20 protein-coding genes and 1 riboswitch are annotated in these 24,844 nt (G+C 43.7%); of the genes, 9 read left to right on the top strand and 11 right to left on the bottom strand.

The genetic code is table 11. The features are described from left to right. The first annotated feature begins 217 nt into the window (after positions 1–217). Positions 218–2,047 (top strand): transthyretin-like family protein, encoded by a 1,830-nt coding sequence (locus tag PQ469_RS26925; protein ID WP_274210436.1) that lies wholly within the window; start codon positions 218–220, stop codon positions 2,045–2,047. A 50-nt stretch (positions 2,048–2,097) separates the two neighbouring features. Here PQ469_RS26925 and PQ469_RS26920 read toward each other — a convergent pair whose 3' ends face one another. Next, positions 2,098–2,655 carry a hypothetical protein gene (locus PQ469_RS26920; protein ID WP_274210435.1) on the bottom strand — a complete coding sequence of 186 codons (558 nt, stop codon included), beginning with the start codon at positions 2,653–2,655 and terminating at the stop codon, positions 2,098–2,100. 197 nt (positions 2,656–2,852) lie between these two features. Between PQ469_RS26920 and PQ469_RS26915 the strand changes: the two genes are divergently transcribed. Beyond that, positions 2,853–3,599 carry a DUF6794 domain-containing protein gene (locus tag PQ469_RS26915; protein ID WP_274210434.1) on the top strand — a complete coding sequence of 249 codons (747 nt, stop codon included), beginning with the start codon at positions 2,853–2,855 and terminating at the stop codon, positions 3,597–3,599. 58 nt (positions 3,600–3,657) lie between these two features. Here the strand turns inward: PQ469_RS26915 and metF are convergent, their stop codons facing one another. From metF to tsaE, 7 genes are all read right to left on the bottom strand, one after another. Further along, entirely contained in the window at positions 3,658–4,614 is a 957-nt protein-coding gene (gene metF / locus PQ469_RS26910; RefSeq protein WP_274210433.1) for a methylenetetrahydrofolate reductase [NAD(P)H], read from the bottom strand. A 131-nt stretch (positions 4,615–4,745) separates the two neighbouring features. Further along, positions 4,746–8,435, bottom strand: a complete 3,690-nt coding sequence (gene metH, locus PQ469_RS26905; RefSeq protein ID WP_274210432.1) for a methionine synthase — start codon at positions 8,433–8,435, stop codon at positions 4,746–4,748. Positions 8,436–8,585: 150 nt separating this feature from the next. Beyond that, a riboswitch (SAM riboswitch) is annotated at positions 8,586–8,696 on the bottom strand. A 134-nt stretch (positions 8,697–8,830) separates the two neighbouring features. After that, positions 8,831–9,562, bottom strand: coding sequence for a Bax inhibitor-1/YccA family protein (locus PQ469_RS26900; protein WP_274210431.1), 732 nt, complete (start codon positions 9,560–9,562; stop codon positions 8,831–8,833). A 155-nt stretch (positions 9,563–9,717) separates the two neighbouring features. Further along, a complete protein-coding gene (locus PQ469_RS26895) occupies positions 9,718–10,710 on the bottom strand; it encodes a YihY/virulence factor BrkB family protein (protein ID WP_274210430.1) in 993 nt (330 codons plus the stop codon). Positions 10,711–10,803: 93 nt separating this feature from the next. Further along, positions 10,804–11,481, bottom strand: a complete 678-nt coding sequence (locus PQ469_RS26890) for a M15 family metallopeptidase (protein ID WP_274210429.1) — start codon at positions 11,479–11,481, stop codon at positions 10,804–10,806. 4 nt (positions 11,482–11,485) lie between these two features. Then, a complete protein-coding gene (locus PQ469_RS26885) occupies positions 11,486–12,712 on the bottom strand; it encodes an alanine dehydrogenase (RefSeq protein WP_090640234.1) in 1,227 nt (408 codons plus the stop codon). A gap of 53 nt (positions 12,713–12,765) precedes the next feature. After that, positions 12,766–13,182 (bottom strand): tRNA (adenosine(37)-N6)-threonylcarbamoyltransferase complex ATPase subunit type 1 TsaE, encoded by a 417-nt coding sequence (tsaE, locus tag PQ469_RS26880; protein WP_274210428.1) that lies wholly within the window; start codon positions 13,180–13,182, stop codon positions 12,766–12,768. A 286-nt stretch (positions 13,183–13,468) separates the two neighbouring features. Here tsaE and PQ469_RS26875 point away from each other — a divergent pair, with 286 nt between their 5' ends. Further along, positions 13,469–14,254, top strand: a complete 786-nt coding sequence (locus tag PQ469_RS26875; RefSeq protein ID WP_274210427.1) for a DUF1835 domain-containing protein — start codon at positions 13,469–13,471, stop codon at positions 14,252–14,254. 162 nt (positions 14,255–14,416) lie between these two features. On the opposite strand, the gene PQ469_RS26870 is transcribed toward PQ469_RS26875, so the two are convergent. Further along, the gene (locus tag PQ469_RS26870) at positions 14,417–15,970 is read right to left on the bottom strand and encodes a glycoside hydrolase family 10-like protein (protein WP_274210426.1); all 1,554 of its coding nucleotides are present in this window, start codon (positions 15,968–15,970) and stop codon (positions 14,417–14,419) included. A gap of 345 nt (positions 15,971–16,315) precedes the next feature. Between PQ469_RS26870 and PQ469_RS26865 the strand changes: the two genes are divergently transcribed. From PQ469_RS26865 to feoB, 6 genes are all read left to right on the top strand, one after another. Then, positions 16,316–17,230, top strand: a complete 915-nt coding sequence (locus tag PQ469_RS26865; RefSeq protein WP_090640247.1) for a DUF8428 domain-containing protein — start codon at positions 16,316–16,318, stop codon at positions 17,228–17,230. Positions 17,231–17,574: 344 nt separating this feature from the next. After that, the gene (locus PQ469_RS26860; RefSeq protein ID WP_090640251.1) at positions 17,575–18,687 is read left to right on the top strand and encodes a hypothetical protein; all 1,113 of its coding nucleotides are present in this window, start codon (positions 17,575–17,577) and stop codon (positions 18,685–18,687) included. Positions 18,688–18,899: 212 nt separating this feature from the next. Further along, positions 18,900–19,280, top strand: coding sequence for a glycine cleavage system protein GcvH (gene gcvH / locus PQ469_RS26855; RefSeq protein ID WP_274210425.1), 381 nt, complete (start codon positions 18,900–18,902; stop codon positions 19,278–19,280). Beyond that, entirely contained in the window at positions 19,280–19,675 is a 396-nt protein-coding gene (locus PQ469_RS26850) for a VanZ family protein (protein WP_274210424.1), read from the top strand. The genes gcvH and PQ469_RS26850 overlap by 1 nt, the downstream gene beginning before the upstream one ends. A 318-nt stretch (positions 19,676–19,993) precedes the next feature. Beyond that, positions 19,994–20,209: a FeoA family protein gene (locus PQ469_RS26845; RefSeq protein WP_090640265.1), complete on the top strand. Its 216-nt coding sequence runs from the start codon at positions 19,994–19,996 to the stop codon at positions 20,207–20,209. Positions 20,210–20,221: 12 nt separating this feature from the next. Next, positions 20,222–22,336 carry a ferrous iron transport protein B gene (gene feoB, locus PQ469_RS26840; protein ID WP_274210423.1) on the top strand — a complete coding sequence of 705 codons (2,115 nt, stop codon included), beginning with the start codon at positions 20,222–20,224 and terminating at the stop codon, positions 22,334–22,336. A 221-nt stretch (positions 22,337–22,557) separates the two neighbouring features. Here the strand turns inward: feoB and PQ469_RS26835 are convergent, their stop codons facing one another. Together PQ469_RS26835 and PQ469_RS26830 are read right to left on the bottom strand one after the other, a co-directional pair. Continuing rightward, complete coding sequence (locus PQ469_RS26835; protein WP_274210422.1) at positions 22,558–23,370, bottom strand: hypothetical protein; 813 nt, start codon at positions 23,368–23,370, stop codon at positions 22,558–22,560. Between the two features lie 209 nt (positions 23,371–23,579). Continuing rightward, positions 23,580–24,830, bottom strand: coding sequence for a DUF4998 domain-containing protein (locus tag PQ469_RS26830; RefSeq protein WP_090640275.1), 1,251 nt, complete (start codon positions 24,828–24,830; stop codon positions 23,580–23,582). Positions 24,831–24,844: the final 14 nt, after the last annotated feature.

Here is a 24,844-nt window from a genome sequence, read left to right as displayed (position 1 = left end):
GTATTTCTACGCAGCAAAAACTGTAGTAGTACGTTTTCAATCGCGTACAATCATAGGGCCTAAAACAGTAGTAGCAACGTTGATAGGGGCTTTTTTTAGTGAAACCTTTGACATAACAAAACAGCGGTTCAAACAGCAGGGCTGTAAAAAGTTATGGAGCATGCCGAAAATCCAATCAAAGAGTAGGCGGGAAGAAAAAATCTAAAAACAAAAACCTATGAGCTTTACTATTAAAGGCAACCTACGCGGTTTGCTATGTTCTGATTGCGAGCTGCCGGTATCGGGCAACTCGGTAAAGGTTTACAAGACCTTCGATAGGGCCAACGAAACCCGCCTGGCCGTGGCCGATGCCAAACAAACGTTTCACCAGGTTACCGATGCCGAACTGAAAGAAAAAGAAAAACTATTTATAGCCGAAGGCAAACTCCAGGATAACGGCGATTTTGTGATTGAGATAGGTGACAAAAGCGGCTACGATGGAGGCACGGTAGATGTTGACTGGTATTGCGGCAATACCCCCATAAAAATAGGACCGGGGCCTAAAAAAGATCTTTCGCTGCAGTTTCATATTACTACCCTGCAACCGGCTTTCAAGCAAACCGAAAGCGGGCAGGTTGCTTTTTTTGAATACAGGATAGACCCTAAATGGTTTTGCCGGATCCTTACCTTATTAGATATCTGGGTGGTTTGCGGAATAGTTACCGACTGCGAAACTAAAAAGCCATTATCAGGTGTTAAAGTATTTGCCTACGATGTGGACCTGATACAGGACGATACTTTGGGTAATGCCTATACAGATAGCAATGGCAAATTCACCATCGTATATCCGGGCGCCAATTTCAGGCAAACCCTGCTTTCGCCATTTTTAAATGTAGAGTGGCCCGCCGGCCCGGATTATTATTTCAGAGTGGAATCTTCGTCGGGTGCCGTTTTATTGCAGGAAGACCGTACCCGCGGCCGTCAAACCGACAGGCACAACGCGCATAATTGTTTCTGTGTAAAACTTTGCATAAAAGATGGCGGCATTTATACCAGCGATGTGCCCTGGTTTACATCGGTAGGTAAATTCAATATCACCTCAGATATTGATGCCACCGGCAAAACGCTTACTACAAAATCGGGCGTTGGAGGCGTAGGTTATGGTTTCTTTAACTCGGTAAACCTGGTTGGCTACGCAACCAAAAAAGTACCCACAGCACCAGCAAGTGCGTTACATTACCGCTTTTTATACTCGCTGGATAATGTGAATTACAGCCCCGTTACCAGCGCCCAGATGGACCCAACGCAACTTAAGGTTGCCACCCGCCAAATTACCTGGAACGGAGGGCCTGCGTTTCAAAATGTGGTTATTGATTTGGGGCAACCAGCTTCGGTTGCGGATAGTATCCCGGCAGATAATTTCCCCAGCCCTATTGCCGATCATGTACTTCACCCCGATGCCAATGGCTGGATAAGGGTTGATCAGCCTGCACTTGACAATGGTTTTTACGGTCCGCTGGTTTTACTAAATACCAATACCATTATTGGCGGCGGCGATGCCAGCGCCGGTTTAATCCCCGGCAGCGCGGTTAGCGCGGCCAATCAAAAAAACGGCACCATGCTATATCTTAAGTTTCAAACAACCGACGATCCGGCCAACCCCGCATCTGTCAATTTAAAAACACAATCTATCATCGGTAAAATATACGTAAACAACTGGAACGAGGTAAGCCTGCTTAAACTGGAAGAGCTGTTTGCCGGTGGTGGCAGCGGTTGTACACCGGTACAATCACAAGCCCATGTTGATTACACGGTTGACCATGAACTGATAGGCAGCTGGAACATCGGAATATGGTCGAACGCGATAGGTAGTGTATCGGGCTTACCATCGGGCAATGTACCAAGGGGAGATGCCGCGGTGTACAACCTTGCAACAGGGGCATTGTCGCCGGCATTTAGTACATGGCCGTCATGCGCTTACAGCTTAACCTTAAACACCGTACGTAAGTTGACTACAGGCGACTGGAACGATTATGTGAAAACAAACCAGGTTATTTTTTGCAAGTAAAATAGCCGATGAGCAAAAAGGCATCTTCTGTCGGGGATGCCTTTTTTAATTTAAAAGAGGCGTAAAATATAAGAGAACTCGTAAACGATAAATAATATTACCAGAAAGGCATGAAACCTTTTGTTGTTCACCTTTATGGCCACCATGCATAACACAAAATGGGCGATGTTACGGATAGGGTATTCCAGGGTATAGTGGCTATAATAAGCCTGCCCTTTTATAAAAGTATCCACCATATCTAACAGGTAACTTGCCCCTAATATGCCGAATATCCATTTGCGGCGCGAATAAAAGTAATCGTTATAATCTTTATAGTCGTTCAGGTCTTCGGGGTATAGCAGGGCGCATACGCTGTAATAAATTACGATGTAAAATATCACGAAAAAATACTCCAGGAACAGCCAGTGTTTAATATCGTGCAAATTAAACTCCCACCACCAAAAATGCAGCAGCAACAGGAACATGTAAAAGGCCCAAAGGTTGTGCACCCAATAAGGTTTATTGCGCCCCGGATGCTGAATTTGTTTAGCAGCCCCTTTGAGTAGATGGGTAATGCTAAGGCCCAGTATAATACCAATAACAGATTTGATGTGGCTGAAAAAATCCATAGATAGCAATGTGGATGGTAATAGTTAAATGTAGATATTTGAGAGATGGATTTAAAGCAAAAATTTTAATTGTGATGCGGCATTGCCATGAATTAGGATATTAAAGACAAATTGTTTAGTCAATTGGTGATTGGAATTATTTTTGGAAAATATCATAGATAAGACAGTAAACGCCATTTAATACAAAACGCTATGTTATGACGAAAACCATAATGCTGTGCTTATTATTTTTTGCATGTGCAATAGGGCTTACAAGTTGTAATTCTGAAGTACATAACGCTTCCGCAAGGCTGCCACGAAATTTAAGTGAAGCGTTACTATACCTTAAGCAAGACTGGCCAGCAAGTGACTTGGAACGTTTTAAAAAACAGCCAGAGCGTGATGGAGTAACCGATTCACATTTTGGGAAAGGTTTATGGATCAGGAACCACTGGATTAGAGGAGGACGGGACACAGCATTAGTGAAATACTTCGTCTCAATTGGAGTACATAGCGCCGATGACATGTCGTCTATAATTTTAACCTCGCTGCACAGGAGCCTTAATAACAAGGATATTGACCTGAACGGACAAGTTGAGGAAGATAAAGCGTATTGGAAGCTTGTAATTGATTGCGCTGAAGAAGAAAGAAAAGAAGCAGTTGCATTCTACAGCAAATCAAAGGTCGGTGATTTAGTTAAGATCTATATGCCTGTCGACACCAGCTACAATAATATGAACGCTGTTCAATACCAATGCCCCAATAGTGAATGGACATTTAACGCTCAAAAAGATTTATTCCTAAAAGGAAAGATCACTGAAAAATACTTCATAAATAGTCCGGAAAATGTGTTCGTCAAGGTTCAAATAATAAGTATGAGCCAAAGGGGCATCAAGGTATTTTCGGAAGAGGCAAACGTTGGAAAGATATTGAATTTTGGCCTTGCCGGGTTGAGAATAAAATAGGCCATTGTTCATCCTTTTAAATAAAGCATGAACAACAACCTTTCAATCCTACAGCCCCCTAAAAAATCGCTTCCGCAATCCGCTTAGTTGGCCCGGCGTTGCTCATGGTATAAAAGTGCAGCACTGGCACACCAAAGGCCATCAACTCACGGCATTGGTTTATCATCCATTCCACACCGATATCCCGCACATCTTTTTCTGATTTGCAGCCGTTAACCGCGTCGCATAAATCTTCGGGCATATCAATATGGAAGGTTTTTGCTAAACCGATTAACTGTTTTGAGTTGGTAACAGGTTTTAAGCCCGGTATAATAGGAACATTGATGCCATTGGCCCGGCAATTATTTACAAAATCAAAATATTTCTGATTGTCAAAAAACATTTGTGTAACAATGAAATTCGCGCCCATATCTACCTTTTGTTTCAGGTATTTAAAGTCGGTTTTAAGGTTTGGTGCTTCAAAATGCTTTTCGGGATAGCCGGCAATGCCGATGCAGAAATCGGTTTTCAGGCTATCGTCGTTATGCTCATGCAGGTAAATGCCGTTGTTCATATTTACCACTTGCTGCAGTAAATCAGTAGCATAGTTATGGCCGTTAGGCGTTGGCACAAATGAAGCATCACCCCGGCGTGCATCGCCACGCAAAACCAACACATTCTCGATGCCTAAAAATTGCAGATCGACCAAGCCATTCTCTGTCTCATCCTTGGTAAAACCTCCACACAACAAATGCGGAACGGTATCTACCTTATATTTATTCATGATAGCAGCGCATATAGCAATAGTGCCCGGGCGTTTGCGGTAGCTCAGCTTTTCCAGCAAGCCATTATCATGCTGCTTGTAAATAAAATCCTCGCGCAACGATGTAACATCAATAAACGGCGGCTTAAACTCCATTAAGGGGTCGATTGCATCGTAGATGCCTTTTATGCTTTGTCCTTTTAGTGGTGGAATAAGTTCAAAGGAAAAAAGTGTTTTGCCTTTTGCATTGGCAATGTGTTCCGTTATTTTCATTGTTTGTTCTGGTACGAGTTTCTTATTATATCCGTCATTGCGAGGTACGAAGCAATCCCCGAATTGCAAATCCGCCCTGTATAGTTGGGGATTGCTTCGTACCTCGCAATGACGGTTTGTTGTGTTATTTATCAATAATTAATATTGGGGCCAAGCCAACGCTCAACCTCCTCAAGTGTCATTTGCTTCCTCAAAGCGTAATCCTCCACTTGGTCCTTACTTATCTTACCAAGTCCAAAATATCTTGCTTGCGGATGCGCAAAATAAAAGCCACTGACCGATGCTGCCGGTGTCATCGCTAAACTCTCCGTCAGGTGCATTTTGGCGTTATCTTCTGCTTTTAGCAACTCAAACAAGGTTGTTTTTTCCGTGTGATCCGGGCAGGCGGGATAGCCTGGGGCCGGGCGGATGCCCTGGTATTCTTCTTTGATCAGGTCGTCGGTGCTTAGTTGTTCGCCCTTGCTGTAGCCCCAGTATTCTTTACGTACCAGTTCGTGCATTTTTTCGGCAAAGGCCTCGGCAAGGCGGTCGGCAAGTGCTTTGGCCATGATGCTGTTATAATCGTCATTATCGGCTTCAAATTCGGCAACCAGTTCGTCGCAACCAATGCCGGTGGTTACGGCAAAGCCGCCAAAATAGTCGGGCACTCTGCTTTCTTTTGGTGCGATAAAATCTGATAGTGCATAATACGGGTCGCCTTTAACCTTTTCGGCCTGTTGGCGCAGGGTATGAATGCGGGTTAATAAAGTTGTGCGGCTCTCATCAGTGTACAATTCAATATCGTCCCCAACACTATTGGCCGGCCAAAAACCGATAACACCATTGGCATGCAGCAGTTTTTCTTTTACTATTTTGCTTAACAGTACCTGTGCATCGTCAAAAAGCTTTTTGGCTTCATCGCCTACAAATTTATCGGCAAATATTTTAGGGTAACTGCCCCGCAATTCCCAGGTATGGAAAAACGGTGTCCAGTCGATATAAGGGACTAATTCTTCCAGTGGATATGACTCAAATACTTTGGTGCCGGTAAACGTTGGCTTAGGAGCCACATCGCCATCTAAACTAACCTGGAAACGGGCCTGCCTTGCCTGGTCGATAGTAACAAAACGCTTGTCCGATTTTTTATTCAAATGCGCTTCGCGTGATTTGGCATACTCTTCCTTGATCCCTTGAATATAGGCATCCCGGCCGTCGCGGTTCATCAGGCTGCTGCATACAGTAACACTGCGCGATGCATCCAACACGTGGATTGCGGCGCCCGAGTAATGCGGATCGACCTTAACGGCCGCGTGAATACGCGAGGTAGTAGCCCCGCCAATAATCAGCGGAATGGTAAAACCTTCGCGCTCCATTTCTTTAGCAAAATGGACCATCTCATCCAGCGACGGCGTAATCAAACCACTAAGGCCGATAATATCAACATTTTGTTTTTTAGCTTCTTCAATAATGCGCTGTGCCGGTACCATTACGCCCAGGTCAATAACCTCGAAATTGTTACAGGCCAATACTACACCTACAATGTTTTTACCAATGTCGTGCACATCGCCTTTTACGGTAGCCATCAATATTTTACCGGCATTGGCACGGCTGCCGCTACTATCTTCACCGGCATCAATAACCCGTTGTTTTTCAAGTTCGATAAATGGCAGCAGGTAAGCCACCGCCTTTTTCATAACCCGGGCTGATTTTACTACCTGTGGCAAAAACATTTTGCCTGCGCCAAATAAGTCGCCCACTATGTTCATTCCGTCCATCAGGGGGCCTTCTATAACCTCCAGTGGTTTGCTGTAAGTTTGGCGGGCTTCTTCCACATCGTCATCCAGGTATTCAATAATACCTTTTACCAAGGCATGCGATAGTCTTTCCTGTACAGTTCCTTTGCGCCATTCTTCATCGCGCACTACCTCTTTGCCTTTACTTTTTATAGTATCGGCGTATTCAACAAGGCGTTCGGTAGCGTCATCGCGGCGGTTAAGCAGCACATCTTCTACCAGCTCAAGCAGGGTTTTGTCTATTTCCTGGTAAACCTCCAGCATGCCGGCGTTTACGATACCCATATCCATACCGGCGCCAATGGCGTGGTACAAAAATGCGGAGTGCATGGCTTCACGCACTACATTATTCCCCCTGAACGAGAAGGAGATATTACTTACCCCGCCGCTCACTTTGGCATGCGGCAGGTTTTGTTTTATCCAGCGGGTGGCTTCAATAAAATCAACCGCGTAATTGTTATGCTCCTCCAAACCTGTTGCAACGGTTAGGATGTTGGGGTCGAAGATGATGTCCTGCGGAGGGAACCCCACCACATTAACCAGTATATCATACGATCTTTTACATATCTCAATACGGCGTTGTAACGAATCGGCCTGGCCGGTTTCGTCAAAGGCCATTACAACCGTGGCTGCACCATAGCTAAGGATTTTGCGGGCCTGCTCTATAAATTTTTCTTCGCCCTCTTTAAGCGAGATGGAGTTTACGATACCCTTACCCTGGATGCATTTTAAACCAGCCTCAATAACCGTCCATTTAGATGAATCGATCATGATGGGCAGTTTGGCAATATCAGGTTCGGATGCCACCAGATTAAGGAATTTCACCATTACCGCTTCCGAATCAATCATGCCCTCATCCATGTTAATGTCTATGACCTGCGCACCGCCCTCTACCTGTTGCAAGGCAACAGCTAAAGCAGCCTCGTAATCCTCGGCTAAAATAAGTTTCGAGAATTTTGGCGATCCGGTGATATTGGTACGCTCGCCCACGTTTACAAAAATGCTATCGGGTTTTATGGTAACCGCTTCCAGGCCGCTCAGGCGCAGGTCGGGTTCAATTTCGGGGATAAGTCTTGGCGGGTATTTGGCTGCTTTTTCGGCAATGCATTTGATGTGCTCGGGCGTAGTGCCACAACAACCACCAACGATATTAACCAGCCCGGCTTTAATAAAATCATCAACCTGGTGCGCGGTTTCATGCGCGGTTTCGTCGTACTGGCCAAACTCGTTGGGTAAACCGGCGTTCGGATATGCCGATATAAACACATCAGCCTTTTCAGAAAGTTCGGCCAAATGCGGCCTCATTTCTTTGGCACCCAAAGCGCAGTTTAAACCTACCGATAACAGGTTGGCATGGCGGATAGAATTCCAAAAGGCCTCTACCGTTTGCCCTGAAAGGGTACGGCCAGAGGCATCGGTAATAGTACCCGAGATCATGATAGGCAAATGCTTGCCCGACTCGTGGGCGTATTTATTGATAGCGAACAAGGCCGCCTTGGCGTTCAGGGTATCAAATATAGTTTCAACTAATAATAAATCCGATCCGCCATCAACCAAACCCCGTACCTGGTCATAATAAGCATTGGCCAAATCATCAAAGGTAACGGCGCGATAACCGGGGTCGTTAACATCTGGCGATAAGGACGCTGTACGGTTGGTTGGCCCGATAGCACCTGCTACAAAACGCGGCTTTGATGGATTTTTTTGGTTGTATTCGTCGGCTACTTCGCGGGCAATACGCGCGCCTTCATAACTTAATTCGTAGGCCAGCTCTTCCAGCTTATAATCGGCCAGCGAAATTATCTGTGTGCTGAAGGTATTGGTCTCGATAATATCTGCCCCGGCATCTAAATACTCGGCATGAATAGCTTTGATGATATCCGGGCGCGTAATATTTAAAAGGTCATTATTCCCCTGCAGGTCACTATGGTGATTCTTAAACCTTTCGCCACGAAAATCCTTTTCGGTAAGCTGGTACCGCTGTATCATGGTACCCATTGCCCCGTCAATTACAAGGATGCGTTTTTCTAATTCTTTTCTAATGTCCATTGTTGTATCTGTTGCCAGGTTTCTGTGGCGGGTGGCGGGTGCCTTGCATACTGATATTCGCAAAAGCAAATCACAGGCAACAGGAACCGGACAACACGCAACAGAAATAAAAAAAGCTTACATCGAAAAGTCGGGTGTTCAATTGACTTTCGCTTATCTTTCCCAGGGCTGTTTAGCTGGCTGAGTAGAATGTAGCACCTTGTGAAGCACAGGTTGCTAAGACATCGCAGGGTCTAATCCCTCCGTCTTTCTCCATAAGCACTGCAAAGGTGCATAATAAAGCGGTAAAATGCAATAGTTTATATGGCCGGCTATGTGTACGCTAAGTAAATTTATGTGTACAAAAAAAGCTGCCTTTGCGGGGCAGCTTTTAAATAATAATTTGTTGGTTGTTATTATCGCCTTCTGCCGAATAAACGCAGTATCATCAGGAAAAGGTTGATGAAATCGAGATATAAGGTTAAGCCGCCCAATAGCGCCATTTTTCCTGCAGAAGCATCGCCATATTCAAGGCCGGCACCAATGCGTTTCAGTTTTTGCACATCATAGGCGGTTAAGCCAACAAATACCGCAATGCCTATATAGCTAATAATGTATTCCAATTGTGTGCTGCCTATAAACATGTTAAATAACGAGGCAACGATGATGCCTATCAGGCCCATCATCATTAGCGAGCCGAATTTTGTTAAATCGGTATTGGTAGTATAACCTGCTATCGCCATGATGCCGAAAACAACCGAGGTTGTAACAAATACGCCGATTACCGAGCCTGCGGTGTAAACAATGAGTATATAGCTTAAACTGATACCCATTACCGCCGAGAAAGCTACAAATAGCAAGGCCGCAACAGCATACGACAAACGCTGAAAGCCAAAAGAAATAATTAAAACAAATGCCAGCGGAGCAAACATTACCAATGTGCCTAAACCGGTATTACGACCAGTTTCCGGGTCCCTAAGCATTTGATATAAGGCTTGGTTTTGAGAAAACACATAAGCGCAAATGGCAGATATGCCCAAAGCCACAAACATCCATAAAAATACATTGGCTATAAATTTACGCGATGCGTCTTGTTCTGTTATTTGGATTACATTTTTGTATTCGAATCCAGGATCTTTAATTTCCATTTTTTTATTAATAAATTAATACACGAATATACGAATAATCGGTGAATATATTGTGAAGTTACCGTCAAGTAGTTAGTATCATAAATCAAGTCAGCTCTGCATATTGAATCAGTCGGGAAGTCGTTTGCACGAAAGTCCGAAGATCAAAAATCTTGCTACTTGCTGCTGTCCTTACTTGCGTCTGTTTTTAGATGGCCCTGAAGCTGCGGGTTTTGGGGAGGAAGTTTTTTTACGTCTCTTTCGATCTCGGTTTGTTGTACTGATACGGCATAATCTGCAGGTTCGATGTGGCTACCCGATGCTTCGGCATATACCTGGGTAAACTCGGCACCGATGTATAATATGGCCGATGTGTAATATATCCAAACCAGGATAACTATTATTGAACCGGCAGCGCCATAAGCCGAACCCTGCGCCGTGTATTGAATGTATAAGCTGATTACGTACTGGCCCAGCATAAACAACAGGGCAGTAAAAAATGCACCGGAGCGCACATCGCGCCACTTGATTTTAACATCGGGCAAAAATTTAAAAATGATACCAAATAACGTGGTAATTACGATAAGGGTGATTGCCAGGTTAATTCCTTTTAAAAGAAAACCGGTTACAACCGGTATAAAATTATGTATTTTTTCTTTCAGCGCGTCAAGAATAAGATTAATTGCAAGGGTTGTCAGCAGCAAAAAACCAAGGCTGATGATAAGCGAAAATGAAACAAATCTGTTTTTGAGCAATTGCACCCACCCGCGTTTAGGTTTGGCCTTTACACGCCAGATGATATTTAACGAATCCTGTATCTCGATAAAAATACTGCTGGCACCTAATAATAAGGTAATTACGCCAATTACCACAGCAACACCGGATTTGCCCGAGAGCGCTAAGTGCGTTAAAGCATCCTGAATTTGCTGTGCCGGTCCTGGGCCAACATAATGAGCTATTTGTGGATAAAGCCTGTGGGTTGCAGCATCCTGGCCAAAAACAAGGCCCGCTACAGAAATGATGATGATTAATAAGGGGGCTATGGAAAAAACAGTATAATAAGCCAAAGAGGCACTTAGCTTTAAGCCATTGTCGCTTATGAAGCCGCTAAATGTGGCTAACAATACTTTCCAAAGTTGCTTTAAATATTCTTTGCTTAAAACTTTCATGCTTACTATTTTAATCAATTGTAATCCGGCGATAGCTATGCAATTATGATGCCTTTGTGTAGCCCGTCTTTAAATAACTGCTCATGAATTAATTTATAATGCCGTAAACGGAATATCTGCCAGTTGATAATTGCGCCATCCGTCAAAATCATAATGCCACCACTCGGTGGGTAATACCGTAAAGCCATGTGCGTGCATAATTGTTTTAAGTAACTCGCGATTAGTAGTTTGTAATGGTGTAGCGCCTGCGTAATTAGCCGACGCCTTTTTGCTGAAACTATCAAAGCCTGTGGGCATATCCAGCTCTTTTCCGGTTTTAAGGTCGATCAATGAAAGGTCGATGGCGCAGCCCCGGTTATGTTTGGATCCGAATTTCGGATTGGCCACAAAATTGGTATCGGGCGTGGTTTCGTAAAACGCTACGGTGACCGAATATGGCCGGTAAGCATCAAATATTTTTAAGCCCAGCCCCCGCGTTTTTAAATCGGCCTCAATATCTTTTAAAGCTTTTACAACCGGCAGCCTTGCGTATGCCTTAGCTTGCCGGTACATAACCCTATGCATAAAGTTATTGGTTGTGGCATAGCGGATATCCAGTTTTATAGCCGGGACGTATTTTATAATTTCAACCAGGCGCTTATTTGAATCGGCCCTCACCTGTGCTTTATACCATGCAATGCCGCAAACGCGGGTGCTGTCAATATACTTATAGCGCTGGGCACCGGCATTAAGGCTAAGTAAAACAAAAGCAAGCAGGCAATAACCCATCATACTATTACCTGTGCGATACGATGAGCAGGTCAAGATCTTTACATGGAATTGAAAACCGCTCGCCAATGTACTTATTGGTGAGCTGGCCCTGGTAAATGTATACCGCATTACGCACGCCCGATTTTTGCCATATCACGTTTTTAATACCGCCCTGCTCGCCTATATCCAGCAAAATGGGGGCAAAAATATTGGTGAGGGCATAGGTGGCAGTACGGGCAACCCTCGAAGCTATGTTAGGTACGCAATAATGGATAACATCATATTTACGAAAAACCGGGTGCGTATGGTTGGTAACCTCCGAGGTTTCAAAACACCCGCCCTGGTCAATACTCACATCGATGATAACCGAATCGCGTTTCATGCGGCTTACTGTAGCTTCGGATATGATACACGGGCTGCGGCCATCTTCGGCGCGGATGGCGCCAATAGCCACATCGCAAGTGGTAATAGCCTTTTCTAACACAATAGGCTGTACCACCGATGTAAATACTCTTGCGCCAATGTTATTTTGCAGGCGCCGCAGTTTGTATATTGATGAATCAAAAACCTTTACTTCGGCACCTAATGATATGGCTGTGCGCGCGGCATATTCGCCAACGGTGCCCGCGCCTAATATTACAATTTCGGTAGGCGGTACACCGGTAATGCCTCCCAGCATCAGACCTTTACCTTCAAAAACATTGCTTAAATATTCGGCTGCTATCAGTATAGATGTGGCCCCAACTATTTCGCTCATGGCCCTTACCACGGTTAACGAGCCGCCTTCATCAAGTAAATGCTCAAAACACAGGGCGGTAACATTTTTTTTCATGAGGGCATGCAGACTATCGGCCTTAAGGGTGGCCAACTGCAGGGCCGAGATCAGGATCTGGCCATGTTTCATCATTTCAATTTCCTGCACCATAGGCGGTGCAATTTTAATGATAATATCGGCCTCGTAAACCGCTTTGGTGTCATAAACAATCAGTGCACCCTGCTCGCTGTAATCCTTATCGCTAAAATTGGCTGCCTGCCCGGCATTGCTTTCCAGCATTACCTGGTGCCCGTTATTAACCAACAACGCAACTGAAAGGGGGGTAAGCGGAATCCTGTTTTCCTGGAAGGAAATTTCCTTGGGAATGCCAATAAATAATTGATTCTTTTTGGTTTTAACCTCCAGCATTGATTCCTGGGGCTGCATCATGGCCTGTTTGGCAACATCCGAAAACCCACTGTATTTCCCTGAACTCATGTATATGTTTTTTTCTGGCTGATGAAGATAAGAAAAAAGGGTGTATCCTGAAACTAAATATTTTCTACGCTAACCAGTCTCGCTCCATCGTCCAACACCTTAATGGTTATGTTTGAATAATGTGGGGGCAACAGGTCTGGTATCTTTTCGGGCCATTCAATAAAGCACCAGGCACCGGCGTAAAAATATTCTTCATAACCCATATCCAGCGCTTCGGTTTGATCTTTAAGGCGATAAAAATCAAAATGATAAATTTTATCCTTTGCCGTATGGTATTCGTTAACGATAGAAAACGTAGGGCTGCTGATATTATCAGTGGTATCCAGCGCCTTGCATAATTCTTTGATCAGCGTAGTTTTACCCGCGCCCATATCGCCGTAAAATAAAAAAATACGGTTACTGCCGGCGTGCTCAATAATAGCCCGGGCTGCCTGGGGTAAGTTGGATATAGATGGAATGGTTAGTTGCACATTGTATAATTTAAATCCGGCATTGCGAGGAACGAAGCAATCCCCAACTATGCATTTCGGACTTACAAGTCGCCCGGTATAATCGGGGATTGCTTCGTTCCTCACAATGACGGGTGGGCTGATGTTCTCCGCATAGGCTACGACAGTCCAAAATTAATCAAATATTCCCAACCAAAAATCTCAAAAATCTATTGAACGCTTTAATCAACATGGCCAACAAAAATATTTTCAAAAAAACGCATCAATCCATAACAAAACCTGTTGTTTTGTATATAACCAAGCTACTATGAGTAACATTCTTCATATCCTTAACGGCGATTCAACATGGCATAGCTTTAACCAAACCGGCCTTGATGGCGATGTAATGGTTTGGCGCGAGGTTTTATCCGAAGGTCCATTACAGGAAAACATCTCGTCGGGTACCTTCTGGAGCAATCGATCCGGGTGGATCAGAGAAACTTTTAATGAGCCGGAAGAAGAATATCAGCATAAGGTGATCGACGAACTGGGTAAACTAAACGGCCAGTATGATGAGGTTAACCTTTGGTTTGAGTTCGACCTGCATTGCCAGGTAAACCTGTTGGGAGTAATGTGCATGCTTAACCAGCAAACCAATATGTCGGCGCCTGCTGTATTCCTGATTTGCCCCGGCGATTTTCCCGGCATCGACGATTTTAGAGGCATTGGCCAGTTAAGCGGCGATCAACTGGAAGACCTGTATGACAGCCGCGAACAATTGAGCGACTGGGAATTCGAGCTGGCGGCCGAAGCCTGGCCTTTATACGTTAACGGCAATGCTGATGAATTGGAACAATGGCTTAATGAAAATTCCTTCTGGGGCGCGTTACACCTGTTGAAGCCGGCGCTACTTGCGCATTTAAAACGCTTACGGCTAAATGCAAACGGCCTAAATCACATTGTACAAAAGCTGCTTGACATTTATAACAGCGGTATAAAAACCAAAGCCGAAATTTACCATGCATTTTGGTCGACAGAAAAAATATATGGTATGGGCGATAGCGAGATTGATGTTTATCTTAATCACCTTAGTCAAAAGCAGCTCATCAATTAATCCGCTGGTGTGCCCGCAATGTTATCAAATTAACAACGATTTTTATATCGAATAATGAATGTCCAATATCGAATAATGAAGGAAAACTTCGATGTTGGACATTCGAAATTCGTTATTCGATATTATTTGATTATTTGTGCTTACTTTTTTTAGGCCTCCCACTTACGGTACCGTGACCGCTATGGTTGGCGACCGCTCACTCTCGTTCTTCATCCTGTCAAGCGCCGTTACTACATAAAAATAGGTTTTCCCTTTTTGTACGGCAGTGTCATCATAGGCGGGATTAGCATTGTATTGAATTTTGAGAATGTTTTTCGGATCGTCGATATTTATTTTCTCGTTATCAAAACGGTATATCACGTAGCCGTAAACAGGCTCTTCGTCTTTAGCCAGTGCCGGGGCTTGCCACCTTACAGCTACGCCACCTTTTAAGCCCGGGCGGGCCGTAACGTTTTGAGGCGGATTGGGCGCTATCGAATCGCGCCAGAGCATTACCGGTGGGAGGGCTGGGTACCGGTAATAATTATCACGCAATGAATCGGTTATGCCCAAGGGGTTATTTGTAAGCGAACTGGAACTAAAATAAACACTGCCCTGCACCCTGGGGTTATTCCTGATGAGGGTTATCTGGTTGGGCAACTGGTCTGGGTTTTTAAAGGCCAGGGTTTTACGTTCGTTAATACGGTAGGCGGCCTGGCCTATATAAAGATGCCTGCCATAGGTATTATCGCTCCACCAGCTTAATAATTTATCAAAAGCGGCAGCCCGGTTGCCAATTGGCCAGTATAGCTGCGGGTTTATATAATCAATCCAACCTTCTTCCATCCATTTGCGCGAGTCGGCGTAGTTTTCGTAATAGGATGAGCCGCCATTGGTTTCAGATCCCTCGTCATTTTGTGACTTATTGGCCCAGATGCCAAAGGGGCTGATGCCGAATTTAATGTTAGGATCATGCGCGTGTACACTGTCGGCAATCATCTTTATCAGGAGGTCAACATTGTGGCGGCGCCAGTCTTTTATATTATCAAAGCCCTGCCCGTATTTGGCGTAGGTGTCCTCATCGTTTATTTTTTGGCCGGCAATGGGGTATGGATAAAAATAATCGTCCATGTGTACACCGTCTATGTCATAATTATCTACCACATCTAATATTACTTGCACAATATAGTCGCGCACTTCGGGCAGGCCGGGGTTAAAAGTTTTGATGCCCCCATAAGTAAAAAACCAGTCTGGTTTTATACGGGTAATATGCTGCGGACTTAGCAAAGCAAAATTGCCATCAAAAGTAGCCCTGTACGGATTAAACCAGGCATGCAGTTCCATGCCGCGTTTGTGGGCTTCGGTAATGGCAAATTCCAGCGGATCGTAACCCGGATTTTGGCCTTGTCTGCCGGTTAAATATTTTGACCATGGTTCGCGGCCTTTGGCATAAAGGGCATCGGCGGCGGGCCTTACCTGTAGCATAATGGCATTAATCCCGGTTTCCTGGTGCGAATTCAGGATATCCAGCAATTGTTGCTTTTGCTTTTCCATGGTAAGTTTGGTACTTGTTGGCCAGTCGATATTGACAACAGTAGCTATCCAAACGCCCCTGAATTCGCGCTTGGGCTGGGTTTTAACAGCGGCCGGGGCATTAGCCGGTTCGGCCGGCTGCGCCTTGACACTTGTTATAAACAGGGTAAATATCAATAGTAAAATATAGCGGGATATATGCATTAAAGCCGATTTATTAAAGCTGCAAAGATATAAAACTCACATTGCAGGTGTTTTATTATAACTTATAAAATTTGCTTGCATGTTGTGTTTTTGGCATTTTGTGCTTAATTTTAGCCGTCACCAATACATTTTTCAACCTGCATTTTTTTGAAAATCATATTTTTAACCTTTTTACGTTTAATATCGCTAAAGAGTTAACCACAAAAAAAACAGTTAACATTGCAATAAAAGCATGTAATATCAATTAATATGAATATGCTTGTACATTAACATCCGGGTTAAACGGTAAATTTTTAAAACACCAGCCGTTTTAAACTGTATTTAAACTTTAAATAATTAATTGCTATGGAAAATCAATATGGGCAACCACCTAAGAAAAATTCAAACGTAATTTATTTTCTGATTGTGGTGGTTTTGGCTTTGTTAGGTACTGATGTGTATTTGTACTTGCAAAAAAATAAGTCGGACGTGCGGATAGTTACCCAACAGGACGAACAAACCAAATTAAAAGCAGACCTGGATAGCCTTGAACACCAGGTTGAGTTGGTAAATGCTGGAAAGGCCAAAATGTCGGCCGAAATGATAGCCAAAAATGACTCATTAAAAGAAAAAATTAAAGTTTTAAGAGTGCAATTGGCCAAGGGTAAGCTTACTAAGGCCGAGTTGGTAAAAGCCGAAGAAGATGTTAAACAACTGCGTTATTTTGTAACCAAATACACTGCCGATATTGAAGAGCTGCATAAACAGAATGCCACGCTCACAACAGAGCGGGATACGCTGAAGAACAACCTGGCCACGGTATCAAAAAAAGCAGATACCCTTACCAAGCAAAACCAGGATCTGGATGCCAAGGTAAAAGTGGCCCAGGCCTTAAAGCTGGCCACATCAAATATTGTAGCCTATAAAATAAAGGGCAGCGGTAAAGAGGTTGACGTAACCCGCGCCGGGCCTGCCAAAAAGATAAAGATTAATTTTACAGTTGCCAGCAATACATTGGCCAATAAAACCATGCACGATATTTACGTGCGCATTATTGACCCTACCGGCAACCTGATAACCGCGCCCGATGGCGGTACTTTTAGCGCCGATAACGCCGACCTGCAATACACTTACAAAACATCCATCGATTTTAAAGATGATGGTACCGAGTATACCATTGATTGGGTTAACCCAACGCCTCCGTTTGTAAAAGGCACATACACCGTTTTGCTTTATGCTGATGGCAGTACTATGGGAAAAACAGGTTTTACACTGAAATAAAATTATTTTATTTAATTAATGAAAGCCCTGTTCCGGATGATGGAACAGGGCTTTTTTGATTTAACAGGGGTGGATGCCTGTTATAAAATATGGTTTTGACTATGCAGTTTAAATCATGAGTATTCAAAGCAAAATCGTTCTGTTTTGATTAAACAACGGTTATTGCCGGTGCGGTATCGGCATCAGGGATTTAATCACATTTGGTCTGATTTTCAATGAGATAGTGTAGTGTTTTGAGCGTATAATCCGTAAAAATACCTTTGTGATAACGTAGTTTTACGTGGCAATATTCACCCGGGAGCGACTAAATTTACTTAGTCAATTAAATCTAAAGCCCTGCAATTATGGATCGCGCCATCATCGAAAGAGACCAAAGACAACGTGAAAAAATATTACCGGTACTTTATTTTTGTTCAACATTTTTTGGGCTTGGGTTTATAAGTGCGCTTATTTGGGCGCATAATGTGCAGGCGGCCATGACGGCGGTTGAGTGGATTATCGCCTGTACTATTAGCGGCGGTTTCGTTGGGTTCCTTTTCGGCGTCCCCAAGGTAGTGCAAAATGCCGGCACGCCCGCTGGTACCGAAAATTACCGCCAGCAAGTTAATACCAATCTTTCTGATATATCAGATTGGCTTACCAAAATAATAGTTGGTTTGGGGCTGGTAAAGCTCACCAAAATTCCACCCTATTTAAAAGGCATAGCGCAGGCCTTTGCCACGGGCCTTAATGAAGCAGGTAAAACCGAAGCGCCCACTGCTATGGCTTTTGCATACGGGCTTGTTATAGGCTACTTTGTGGTTGGCTTTTTGTTTGGTTACCTGGTTACCCGCCTTTACCTGGCTGCCGAATTCAGGGAGGTAGATAAGGCTGCTACTCTAACCGAACTAAAAAATCAAATTGATACAGCACAGGCAAAAATTGAAAACGTAGAAGCCGGGCAGTCTATGCTCACCCAGTCGCTCATTCAGAACGCGCCGGCCACGGTTGCAGGCGATAAACAAGCCAACCTTGACAACCTTAAGGCGCAGGCAGATGCCTATATGAATATCCAGTCTGGTGATTATGGTACCCGCGTGCGCCTCAAAAATGCCAGCGCAGGTAACATGGCTGCTTATGCATTAACCAATAAGATTACCAAGGATGAGATCCTGGAGCTCAACGCTACATCCTTTAACCAGGGGCTTATTGTGGCGCTTGCAACGCTGATCATCGCCAAACCCGAACCCGGCGACCTTGATCGTTTGCTGCAGTACGCAGACCAGGTAACCTGGAAACACGTAGAATACCGTGTGCTAAATGCTATTAGCCAGTTAATGGCTCAAAAACTTATTAAAAACGCGGATAAGAGCCGGGTTAATAAACTCCTTGACCTATACCGCAAAAATGCCGATACTTCTATACTCGACCGAATAAAAATCCTAAGTGCCCAGGTGACGGATTACAGCGAGAAATAGTAACCGGGTATACGGTTGACCCTTTAACGATACTGCCGGAATTATTAGGTAGTATTTAGTCGGAAGTCTTAAGCCCAAAGTCGAAAGCAGGAAAATCATACCCGAGACTTACGACTAAGAACTTTCGACTTAACACTTCTGCCTCCCAATAAATCTTTAATTATTGCTATAGCCTAATTTTTATTATTTTTGGGCACATAAAATTTAACAACATGAATTTTCCCGCTGAATTAAAGTACACTAAAGACCACGAGTGGATAAAAGTTGAAGGCAATGAAGCTACAATTGGCATTACCGAATTTGCGCAAAGCGAACTTGGCGATATTGTTTATGTTGACATTGCATCCTTAGGGAAAGAAGTTGCTAAAGATGCTGTTTTTGGCACCGTTGAGGCTGTAAAAACAGTATCAGACCTGTTTATGCCTGTTACCGGTACGGTTACCGAAATTAACCCCGCCCTTAACAACCAGCCCGACCTTGTAAACTCTGATCCTTACGGCGAAGGCTGGATGGTAAAAATTACCGTAGCTGATGTATCGGAAATTGAAAGCCTTTTATCTGCCGGCGACTATAAATCTGTTGTTGGCGCTTAATGAAAGCAACACTAAAATATCACGGGCCCGCAATTTTGTGGGCCTTATTTGTTTTGATAATTTGCTCTGTTAACCTAGGCCCGGCAGGCGACTCGCCCATGTTTTTTAAGGGGTTTGACAAGCTTACGCACACCGGTTTGTTTTTTACACTGGTTGTATTGTATTGCAATGGCGTGATAAGGCAACAAAAACCAAGGAAATTATCGTATACACGAGCGTTAATAATAATTATAGTCGCGATTGCCTTTGGTGGCTTAATTGAAATATTGCAATGGAAGTTTTTTACATGGCGCAGCGCCGAATGGAGCGATTTCTTTTGCGACGGGCTGGGTATATGTATGGGTATTTTTGGTGTTATGCTGACAGTAAGTGCAATGGGTAATGAAAAAAAGTAAACTAATCATTATAGGAGCGGCAGTCCTGCTCGTTGGTTTTTCATCATGCGGTATCTTCAAAAAAGGATGCGGTTGCCCAACGTTTGGAGTTATCAACGTTCATTACAATTTGAAAATTTGTTAATTAACTCTGTTGAGGGCTGCGCCGTTTAAAGATTTGAAAATGTCGTGCCTTGGCATCTTTTTAGACTTTACATCATCCCAAAATCATTTTCAAATTTTCAAATCCTCAAATTTAAAAATAATCTACGACGACAAGGTTTCTTTATTTGGATTTAATATAAATAAGCTTACATTTGCTCAGGTTAATTTTATACGATGACACTTTCACAACTTGAAGTAGGCGAAACAGGAATTGTTAAAGAATTTACCGACCTTGAAATGTCGGTTAAATTGATGGAAATGGGATGTTTACCGGGTGAAGAAATTAAAATTTCGCGCATAGCGCCCCTTGGCGACCCGATAGCTATTCACGTTTCGGGCTACCAGTTAAGCCTTCGTAAATTTGAGGCCTCCACTATTATTTTGCAGTAGTTTTTGTAAGCATTGAAAGCCGATATAAGAGTTGCGCTTGTAGGAAACCCAAACACCGGTAAATCAACTCTGTTTAATATTTTAACCGGTCTTAATCAAAAAATAGGAAATTTTCCAGGGATTACGGTCGACAAAAAAACAGGTTTTTGCCTGCTGCCCGATGGCCGTACCGCCGAAATCATCGATTTGCCCGGCACCTACAGCATCTACCCCAAAAGTAAAGACGAATCTATTGTATTTTCTGTTTTGGCCGATAAAGCCAAAGACATGGTGCCAGATTTAATTGTGGTGATCCTGGATGCATCCAACCTTAAACGCAACCTGCTGCTGTATACCCAGATAGCCGATCTGAAAATTCCGGTTGTAGTTGCCCTCAACATGATTGATGTATCCGAAAAAGCGGGTATTAAAATTGATGTAGACCTGTTTGCACAGAAGTTGGGCGTACCTGTGGTGCCTATATCGGCCCGTAAAATAAAGGGGATTGATCAGCTTAAAACAACTGTCGCTTACGCCAATAAAGTTGCCCTGCAGCAAGATACCATTGATGTACAAGCTATTGCTCCCGGGCTTATAGCGCAAATACAAAACGAGTACAAAATAGATAATCCATATTTTGCCCTGCAGCTGGCCCACCAGCACGAAACGCTTGGTTTTTTAACTACCCGGGAAAGTGAGCGTGTTGAACAGCTGGAAAAAGAGCATTCTTTCCATTCGCAAAAAGCTCAGGCTACTGAAACCATTGCCAGGTATAATTTTATAAATGATTTGCTATACGATACGGTTAAAAAGCCGGAAACAGCCCATGACGAAACCGTAAGCAATAAAATAGATAAAGTATTAACGCACAAAATATTCGGCTTTATAATATTTTTTGCCATACTGTTGTTCATCTTCCAGGCTATATTTTCCTGGTCGGCTTATCCGCAGGAACTCATCGGCGATTTGTTTTTGTGGATGCAAAACGCCATAAGCAAGGTGTTGCCGGCTGGTCCGCTGGTTAGTTTATTGGTTGATGGCGTATTGGCCGGCCTAAGCGGCGTGTTGGTTTTTGTACCCCAGATAGCCATTTTGTTTGCGCTGATATCGATATTGGAAGATACGGGCTACATGTCGCGTGTTACGTTTATGATGGATAAAGTGATGCGTAAAGTTGGGCTTAACGGAAAATCGGTAGTGCCACTTATTGGTGGCTTTGCCTGCGCCGTGCCATCAATTATGAGCACCCGTAATATCGAAAACTGGAAAGACAGGATGATTACCATCATGGTTACGCCATTGGTAGCCTGCTCGGCCCGCTTACCGGTTTATACGTTATTGATTGCCCTTGTGGTACCCAACCGTAACGTTTGGTGGCTTTTTAACCTGCAAGGCCTGGCGTTAACAGCTATGTACCTGCTCAGTATCGTCTCGGCTATTACTGTTGCCTTTGTAATGAAATTTATACTGAAGGCCCGCGAACGCGGCTATTTTATTATGGAGCTGCCCGTTTACCGCATGCCCAGGTGGAAGAATGTGGCGTTTACGATGTATGACAGGTCTAAAACGTTTGTGCTGCAGGCCGGTAAAGTGATTATAGCGGTATCTATTATATTATGGGTATTAAAATCATACGGCCCCGGCGATAAATTTGCGCAAATAGATAAAACCTACAGCCAGCCCCGGTATACCAAAGCCATGACACCCGATAGCCTGAGTAAAGTTATCGCATCCGAGAAACTGGAAAGCTCCTATGCCGGCGTTTTTGGCCACGTAATTGAACCCGTTATTAAGCCCTTAGGGTTTGATTGGAAAATAGGGATAGCCCTCATCAGCTCCTTTGCCGCCCGCGAGGTTTTTGTGGGCACCATGGCCACTATTTACAGCGTAGAAGGCGACGCAGATAAGATGGAATCTGTTCAGCAAAAAATGCATAGCGCCACCAACCCCGATACAGGCAAACCTGTATTTACTTTGGCCGTGGCTTTTTCACTGATGATGTTTTATGCCTTTGCCATGCAATGCGCCAGTACAGTGGCCGTGGTATACCGCGAAACCAAAAACTGGCGCTGGCCCGCGGCGCAATTTGCTTATATGACGGTGCTGGCATACTCGGCCAGTTTTATTGTTTATCACTTGCTGAAATAGTTTTGGCTTATAGTTGACAGATCATATGGCTCATGATCGCTTTCGTCCGCCCGTGGGCTTCTACAATACTGTTGAGTTAAGAGATTTCCGCACAAAGATGGCAGTGGCGCAAAAGTGATTTGCTTATTTTTTCTGGCGTTGTGGCCTGGAATGGTCTTTTAAATTTATTACCCCAAAAGATGGCCCCTCACTGGCAAGAAAATGCTTGAATACAAAGCAGCCTAATTCAAGTTTACCCAAAGTTCAATAAGGCCGTTTCGCGTTTTGTAATTATTTACCTTTTGTATTTTAATGTTTAGTTTCAAAATGCTTTGCACATAGGCCTGAACTTGTTTTGCGGCGTTTTCATCCGAAGCATAAAAATACCGGATGGAGTTTTGAAACGGGAATTTTGTAATGGCCTCAATCCCGGGAGCATTAAAACCCTTGTCATTTAATTCTTTTTGTAAATTCCCAGCCAACGCAAGGGTGTTGTCATTGCGGTTGTTCACCTGGATAAAAACGGTAGCTTTTGCGGGTATAAGCGTTAGTTTGGCCCATGATTTATCGGTAATGTTTTGTACAATGCTCTGCGTGTCCTTAACCGCCATTTCGTTTTTTATTGGCGTTACAACGGCTGCCCTGCTGTTATAGTCGTCAATCAAAACTTTAACGGCATTGTAGGTAGCGGTATCGCGTTCTTTAACAATGGCAACTATGGTGCGCATGGTACTCCGGTCGCTTTGTACTTTATCTTCCAAAAAATTTTCAATTATCCTTGCGCCTAAATCTGCAATTAATTTGGGATCGCGCTCCCCGATGGTACGGTTTAAGGTAATAAGGGCGACATCGCTTTTTAAATGAGATGAATCCTGTGTAAGCAAATCCTGCATTAACGATTTGGTAAACTCGCCATATTTTAATGAATTATCTATCTCCTGCTGTTTAAGTTTATTTGTGCTGTCTAAAACAGATAGCACACCAACAAGAATGGTCCCTCCCAGTATTTTAACAATGATATCTACATAATCCAGCCAGTCGCGTTTAGTTTCCATGGTAAGGTGGTTAAGGTGTAAATAAAAGATAAACAGTTATTTAAGGGGTATATAAATATACGTGTAAAATTCAATAAGCAAGGTGTTGATTAAATTTGCCGCTGGGGTTTTACAGAGACCCGGTTTTCCCTTCATCTTAAATTTAAATAAACAAAAAGCCGCCCCATAATTACTTATGAGACGGCTTCACTTTGAATAAAAACCAGGGGTTAGTTTTTATATAATTTGATACTAAATACCTGGAAATAGTTGCCGGGGTTGCCGTTGCCTACAATGTTTCCTAAAAATCCGATTGATACAACCTGGGGGCTGGTAAGTGTAAACGTAAAACTTCTTGTTTCCCTTGAACTTGGGCTTGTTGCGCCTACGTTGGCGCTGTTATACATACCCACATAACCTAATGCTGTAGATAGGTTTGCAAGTACCGGGAGGCCGTTGCCGCCTGCTGCCGCTACACAATAAACCGTTGAATTAGATTGAACTTCTGAATATGCATCAAATGAAACAATATAATTTCCGGCAGGTAAGGCCGAAGAGGTAGGCTGATAAAGGATACCATTTACAACAGGTGTATTGTTCCAGGTTTCCCAGTTAATAACGCCACCGGCATCTGAACTATAGCCACCGTTAACGCCATTATCTTTGTTTTTGGCGGCTGCATTTGTAATCCATGGCGCGGCAAGGGTACCCCACCTTCCGTCAAAGGTAGCCCTTTGAAAGGGGCTGCTTACGTTTGATAAATAAATGCTGGTTACCTCGGCCTTTACACTGTGGGTTTGATAATCTACATAAAAAGTATCAATAGCCGTTTTGTTTGGCTTAAAGGCTGTGCGGTAGCTAATAGAGCTCCCTGCTTTAAATTTAGGCAGGGATGTGCTTAAGCCTGTTGGCACTGATGTTATTAAGGTATCATGCTGTTTGCTGGCAGCATCGGTGTACTTAATCTCCATCGAAATCAAGCCGTCGTCGGCATTAACATCGGCCCAGTTAATCAGGGCCGATCCATCATTTTGTAACTCAGCCTTGGCTATGCCGCGGTTAATGAGCGAGCTTTGGTACAGGCTGCCATATACGTTTCCGGCTAAGGTAACCGGTATAGATATATGCCCGGCGTTATCATACGTGCGAATCTCGAAGGTCATTACACCCTCTGGTAAGCCGGGGATATATAGCCTTGCGGTGTCAACGCCCGATGTACGGGTTACGGGTGTAACTATCGAATCCTGCTTGCTGTTCCAATACACCGTGTACTTAACAATTTTAGGATCGGATGTAAAAAGCCCGGTTAATAGCACCCGGTTTTTGCCCGAAAAAACCTGTACCGAGTCGAGCTTGCCCGGGTATATGATCGGGCCGTTGGGCTCGTATTTCTTTTTGTAATCATCCATTTTAGTGCAGGCGCTCATAATAAATGCCGTTAACACTAAAAGGAGGTATGATGCTTTTTTATAATGTTTCATGATCAAAATTTAAT

Source organism: Mucilaginibacter sp. KACC 22773 (assembly GCF_028736215.1).
Lineage (GTDB): Bacteria > Bacteroidota > Bacteroidia > Sphingobacteriales > Sphingobacteriaceae > Mucilaginibacter.
The sequence above is the reverse complement of the archived record's forward strand: the minus strand, read 5'-3'. Positions and strand labels throughout refer to the sequence as shown.